Origin of the sequence: Acinetobacter sp. YH01011, from assembly GCF_013420785.1 — a bacterium.
In the GTDB taxonomy this organism is placed as follows: Bacteria; Pseudomonadota; Gammaproteobacteria; order Pseudomonadales; family Moraxellaceae; genus Acinetobacter; species Acinetobacter towneri.
Window position 1 is genome coordinate 128,361 of record NZ_VOYG01000010.1, and the last position, 6,098, is coordinate 134,458.

The 6,098-nt window shown below is 52.6% G+C and carries 6 protein-coding genes and 2 pseudogenes; 5 read left to right on the forward strand and 3 right to left on the reverse strand.

The genetic code is table 11. The features are described 5' to 3' along the window. Positions 1–20: 20 nt before the first annotated feature. Together FTT78_RS13540 and FTT78_RS08715 are read left to right on the forward strand one after the other, a co-directional pair. A pseudogene (locus FTT78_RS13540) lies at positions 21–320 on the forward strand (LysR family transcriptional regulator); the annotation flags it as partial. A gap of 3 nt (positions 321–323) precedes the next feature. After that, a complete protein-coding gene (locus FTT78_RS08715; protein ID WP_109354582.1) occupies positions 324–1,004 on the forward strand; it encodes a LysR family substrate-binding domain-containing protein in 681 nt (226 codons plus the stop codon). A 197-nt stretch (positions 1,005–1,201) separates the two neighbouring features. Here FTT78_RS08715 and FTT78_RS08720 read toward each other — a convergent pair. Then, positions 1,202–1,429, reverse strand: a pseudogene (locus FTT78_RS08720) (IS4 family transposase); the annotation flags it as partial. 89 nt (positions 1,430–1,518) lie between these two features. On the opposite strand from FTT78_RS08720, the gene sul2 reads away from it, so the two are divergent. From sul2 to FTT78_RS08735, 3 genes are all read left to right on the forward strand, one after another. Continuing rightward, a complete protein-coding gene (gene sul2 / locus FTT78_RS08725; RefSeq protein WP_001043260.1) occupies positions 1,519–2,334 on the forward strand; it encodes a sulfonamide-resistant dihydropteroate synthase Sul2 in 816 nt (271 codons plus the stop codon). A gap of 86 nt (positions 2,335–2,420) precedes the next feature. Next, positions 2,421–2,669 (forward strand): phosphoglucosamine mutase, encoded by a 249-nt coding sequence (locus tag FTT78_RS08730; protein WP_071830581.1) that lies wholly within the window; start codon positions 2,421–2,423, stop codon positions 2,667–2,669. Between the two features lie 61 nt (positions 2,670–2,730). Next, the gene (locus tag FTT78_RS08735) at positions 2,731–3,195 is read left to right on the forward strand and encodes an ATP-binding protein (RefSeq protein WP_071830580.1); all 465 of its coding nucleotides are present in this window, start codon (positions 2,731–2,733) and stop codon (positions 3,193–3,195) included. A 73-nt stretch (positions 3,196–3,268) separates the two neighbouring features. Here the strand turns inward: FTT78_RS08735 and mph are convergent, their stop codons facing one another. Beyond that, a complete protein-coding gene (mph, locus tag FTT78_RS08740) occupies positions 3,269–4,156 on the reverse strand; it encodes an Mph(E)/Mph(G) family macrolide 2'-phosphotransferase (RefSeq protein ID WP_071830579.1) in 888 nt (295 codons plus the stop codon). 673 nt (positions 4,157–4,829) lie between these two features. Beyond that, the coding region (locus FTT78_RS08750; RefSeq protein ID WP_179989166.1) for an IS91-like element ISVsa3 family transposase at positions 4,830–6,098 on the reverse strand (1,269 nt) is incomplete at its 5' end.

The following is a 6,098-nucleotide window of genomic DNA, read 5'->3' on the forward strand; positions in this document are numbered from 1 at the left end:
CTGGTAGCAGGCCCGCTCCGATGCGGCGCACTAACCATCGAAACCTCGTGAATGTCGGTATCCTGTCTGGCAGGATACCGCTCATTTCCCTTGTTCAGTTCATCGCCGTCGCCGAGCATCTGAATTTTCGGCATGCGGCCAAGGCACTTGGTATCAGCCAGTCGAGCGTCAGCGCGCGTGTGAAAGCGCTGGAGGATAACCTTGGTGTCCTGCTATTTGAGCGCCATGCGCGGGGCGTTCGGCTAACAGACGCAGGCAGGCACTTCATGGAGCGTGTCACGGCGGGTGTCGATCAACTCGATCACGCAGTGAAGACCGCAGGCATGACAGCTCAAGGAGAATACGGCCGGCTTCGCATCGGCATCCATGCCTTAATCCCACGCAGCTTTCTCACGGAGCTGATCCGTCATTATCGGGAAGAACATACGGGCATTGAGGTTGAGATCACCGAAGGCACAGCCCGCGATGCGGTGATGCAGCTTCGTGCTGACCAGCTCGACGTGGTGTTCGTCGCGGGCAAGCCCGAGATGCCCGACTGCCATACCCGACCGATCTGGACCGAACCGCTGGTGGCCGTGCTATCGGATGGGCATCGCCTCGCCGGGCAGTCCGCAATCACTTGGTCCGATCTGGTCGGCGAGACTTTCATTGTTCGCTATGGTGGCACCGGCCCGCAGGTCCATGACCATATCGTGCTGCGCCTTGCCGGGCGTTGGCCCGCACCGTCGATCCGGCGCTTTGATGTGGGGCGCGACACGCTGCTATCTATGGTCGGACAAGGCTTCGGCATCACTATCGTCGGCGAGGCAACGTCATTGTTGCCGACGACCGGCATCGTCTTCCTGCCCTTCCTCGATGAACCGGAGCCGGTTGCCTTTACAGCCGTCTGGTCGCCGTTCAATCGCAACTCCGCACTGAAAAATCTACTCAACCTCGCAGGCAAAATGAAGCGTGACGGCGATTCGCCCAATCGTTTCCTGGATGGCACTCGACCGGCACGATAACGGCACAGGCGATCCATCCTATTTGCCGCCGATAGTATCCGGCAGCCCTCCGGCATCCTCTTTCCTGTTGCCCGTCCCGATTTTGCCTACTCTCTGATCGGCTCCGTCTCTTTTGCCGACTGGAGCCTGCATTGCGCGGAGGCCGAATCCTTTGGGGTCAGATCGCCGTAGTCATCACCATCGTTCTGGTGATGACACTGAGAAATTTGACGATAATCAAAATACTGACCTGCAAAGAAGCGCTGCATACGTCGATAAAATGATTGTGGTAAACACTTGATGGGCAAGGCTTTAGATGCAGAAGAAAGATTACATGTTTGCTTTAAAATAATCACAAGCATGATGAGCGCAAAGCACTTTAAATGTGACTTGTTCCATTTTAGAGATTTGTTTAAGATAAGATATAACTCATTGAGATGTGTCATAGTATTCGTCGTTAGAAAACAATTATTGTGACATTATTTCAATGAGTTATCTATTTTTGTCGTGTACAGAGATTATTATAGAAGCCCCCATGAATAAATCGCTCATCATTTTCGGCATCGTCAACATAACCTCGGACAGTTTCTCCGATGGAGGCCGGTATCTGGCGCCAGACGCAGCCATTGCGCAGGCGCGTAAGCTGATGGCCGAGGGGGCAGATGTGATCGACCTCGGTCCGGCATCCAGCAATCCCGACGCCGCGCCTGTTTCGTCCGACACAGAAATCGCGCGTATCGCGCCGGTGCTGGACGCGCTCAAGGCAGATGGCATTCCCGTCTCGCTCGACAGTTATCAACCCGCGACGCAAGCCTATGCCTTGTCGCGTGGTGTGGCCTATCTCAATGATATTCGCGGTTTTCCAGACGCTGCGTTCTATCCGCAATTGGCGAAATCATCTGCCAAACTCGTCGTTATGCATTCGGTGCAAGACGGGCAGGCAGATCGGCGCGAGGCACCCGCTGGCGACATCATGGATCACATTGCGGCGTTCTTTGACGCGCGCATCGCGGCGCTGACGGGTGCCGGTATCAAACGCAACCGCCTTGTCCTTGATCCCGGCATGGGGTTTTTTCTGGGGGCTGCTCCCGAAACCTCGCTCTCGGTGCTGGCGCGGTTCGATGAATTGCGGCTGCGCTTCGATTTGCCGGTGCTTCTGTCTGTTTCGCGCAAATCCTTTCTGCGCGCGCTCACAGGCCGTGGTCCGGGGGATGTCGGGGCCGCGACACTCGCTGCAGAGCTTGCCGCCGCCGCAGGTGGAGCTGACTTCATCCGCACACACGAGCCGCGCCCCTTGCGCGACGGGCTGGCGGTATTGGCGGCGCTGAAAGAAACCGCAAGAATTCGTTAACTGCACATTCGGGATATTTCTCTATATTCGCGGTTCAGCAGGCATGTCCCCTTTGAGGGCGACCCGACGACAGGATAATCGACCTTATGGTGCGCAAATATTTCGGCACAGACGGTATTCGTGGCAAAGCCAACGAAGGCGCGATGACGGCGGAAACCGCCTTGCGCGTCGGCATGGCGGCTGGCCGTGTCTTTCGTCGCGGTGACCACCGCCATCGTGTCGTGATCGGCAAGGATACGCGCCTGTCGGGCTATATGCTTGAACCCGCGCTCACAGCCGGTTTCACCTCGATGGGCATGGACGTATTCCTTTTTGGCCCGCTGCCGACAACGTAATAGGAAGAATAAACGCCCTTTTCACCCAAGTCCAAATTAATTTGCCGATTCCATAATCAGGGTGTATTACAATTCCATAGAGTTTTTCAATCCAGGTGGTTTAGCTGATAACTTAACGATTGATCAGCTTCTTCGTGAAGATTACTCGCCATGGGCGCGCAATAAAAGGATATCTGCCACGTTCAAAGAAGCGCATTTTATTGAAAAATATGGGTCAGGCATCAAACGAATCCAAGAAGGCTTCGCATCCTATGGTCTGCGTCCCCCTGTCTTTGAAAATTTCCAGCACGGTTTTCGAGTTATTGTCTCATCAAAGCTACTTTTCGAATCTAATGAGGGAGTAAGTGAGGGAGTAAATCTACTATTTAATCAGATAAGAACTAATCCAGGAAAGCGTGCACCATTTTTAGTAAACGAGCTATTAGTTCCTGTCAAGATAGTAGAGCGGTGGCTCAAAATCTTAAGAGATGATCATAAAATCGAGTTTCGAGGAGCTCCTAAAAGTGGAGGATACTGGCTAAAATAGAAATCAATGATACTCTTAAGTGGCACCAATCGAACTCCTATTTTAGCATTTAAAAAAGTATCCTCACATCATTTTATTGAACAATACCTAAGGCTGCTCTGGCGGCATTGATATGATTATCGTCGTTGCACTCTACCGCAAAAGCGCCATATGCTAATGGAGCTGCAGCAGCCCTCTCTATAGATTGTTCGTAGAGCCTATCCCATATCGTTCCGCCTTGTTTAGCATACTCCGTTATCAAACTCTTCAGGCTATCCTCTCCAAAAACCGATACGTGACCAGAAAAGTCCAGTGCAGGATCACCCATATGCGCAGTAGACCAATCTATGATACCAGAGGTCTTACCTTCCTTCGAGGTTAAGACATGCCCTGCATAGAGATCGCCATGGATGAAACAAGTGAATTCAGGCCACAAAGGGTCATTGTCCAACCATCTACGGTATCTGTTTTCCAACGGCTCGCTGATACCTATCTCAGATTTCACCAAGTGGATACGGTCAGCTATTTCGGTCCTCAATTCACTTGGAGTCATTATTTTCAAGTTGCTCTTTCTCACATCGTCAGCTGTAATACGATGTAATTCGGCCAATGATTTTGCCAGAGACTCCACATAAGCTATGCTATCGCGATCTATGTTCCAAGAAACCTCATGTGTTATCGCATCGAATGTCAGAGCAGGCGCATCCTCCAGTAAAGGGTAGGCTATTAGGCGCTCCGATACAATTTTCCAATCAGGGACATTGATCGACAGGTTTCTTTTGGCTAAATCCAATATTCTACTTTCATTTTCGATTTGTTCAAGCATATCGCTTCTTCGAGGTATACGGAGTACCCAGTTCTCACCGTTTACTTCCTTTACAAAGGCAACTCTAAAGTCGATGCCCATCTCATTGACGCTCATCTCTTCCGAAATTCTCAGCCCATGCTCTAGGGCTAATGTTTGCATATCTTCGATTGTCATTTCTATACTGTTTTCTTTTATTAAATTGGTACCAGTTCCCCCGACAGGACATTCTGAATGTCATATACAGGTGTAACACTTTACCCATATTCTTTTCGTATGGATAACACTTCCCATCAGGGAACAAAAATCTGATACATGAATTAATTGTGAGACAGTAGACCTACTGTCGCATTGAAGCCATCTCGGCGACTATTTGATTAGGAAAACCAAGGCTTTGCCATCATAGCCTTATCATAGAAGTATAACATAGTTGTAAAGATAGAAAATTATTTTTTATTCATCCATGATGTTATTATTTTATAATAACATCATCTAAACATGTCCTGTCGCTCTTTTGTGCTGTGATATTTCATACCTATTAACTGCTTTCGTTTGAATTATACGACGTTCTACTCACAATAGGGCAAGGGTTACTCATTCCGTAGGATGCGGTTCACGTATAGGAAGAATAAACGCCCTTTTCACCCAAGTCCAACAGCTTTGGACCGCAGTTGACTCTTTCGACACCCCTGCGATGCAACCCAATCCGGCTGACGGGGAGCCAGCAACGCTGAAAATTTACCCTCCTCTTTCCCACTAGCGGCTCCTTTTCCGACAACCAGCACGGCGGATCCCTGCCGCGGCGCTGTGAACGCAGCATTTTGATTGGTATCGTTGGCCTTCAGGCTCGTCAGTCAAACAGACCCAGGAGCAGCTCAGCCGGTGGCGCCCGGCTTTCGGGTAACGCCCTGGTCCCGCTGGTTTCGGCTTTGTGCTTCAGGTGATCAAGGATCTGCTTGATCACTATAGGGTCTTCAATGCAGGCGATGACTTTCATGGCGCCGCCGCAGCCGCTGCAGGTCTCGATGTCGATATTGAAAACACGCTTGAGCCGTTGCGCCCATGTCATCGACGCTCGCCGTTGTGCTGGTGTTGCCGGTTCATCAGCCACCCTGACCTTGTTGCCCCTGCCCCGTTTTGCCGGCGTGACCAACGCCCGGTGCCGACTGTTGGGTGCGAACACCCCGTGGAAGCGGGTTAGGTTGACTCTGGGCTTCGGTACCAGGGCGGCCAGCCTTGCAATGAAATCCAATGGTTCGAAAATGACGTGCGTGGTGCCGTCCCGGTACGGCGTCTTGAGCTGGTAGCGCACGTTGCCGCCTCGTGTTAACGACAGCCGCTTCTCGGATACCGCCGGGCGGCTGATGTACCGGCACAGCCGTTCGAGCTTCTTGCGTTCATCGGCCCTGGCCGCCACGCCGGCGTGCAGGCTGGACCCGGCTACCTTGCCAATCCCGTCACCGAACGGATCACCACTGGTCGGCAGAGTTTGCAAAGTGAACACCTTTCGCCCCGCCTGTGAACCGACAGCGATACGGTAAGTGATCGAGTGCCCCAGCAGGGGTGTCATCGGGTCGTCATCCACCGCATCCGAGGCCAGATAGCTGTTTTCGACATCCCGTTCCAGCAGGCCTTGCCGTTCCAGATAGCGACCCACCCGGTGGGCGATGGTGTGCGTCAGCTGGGTGAGCTCTGGGCTGGTCGGCGCCTTGACCCAGCGGAAACGCGCTGAGCCGTGGGATTGCTCGACATACACACCGTCGAGAAACAGCATGTGGAAGTGAACATTCAGATTGAGCGCCGATCCAAAACGCTGGATCAGGGTGACCGCGCCCGTCTTGGCCACTTGGTGGGTATGGCCCGCTTTCTTGACCAGGTGCGTGGCAATGACGCGGTAAACGATGCCCAGCACCCACCCCATGATCTCGGGCCGGCTGGCAAACAGGAAACGCAGCTGAAACGGGAAGCTCAACACCCACTGACGCATGGGTTGTTCAGGCAGTACTTCATCAACCAGCAAGGCGGCACTTTCGGCCATCCGCCGCGCCCCACAGCTCGGGCAGAAACCGCGACGCTTACAGCTGAAAGCGACCAGGTGCTCGGCGTGGCAAGACTCGCA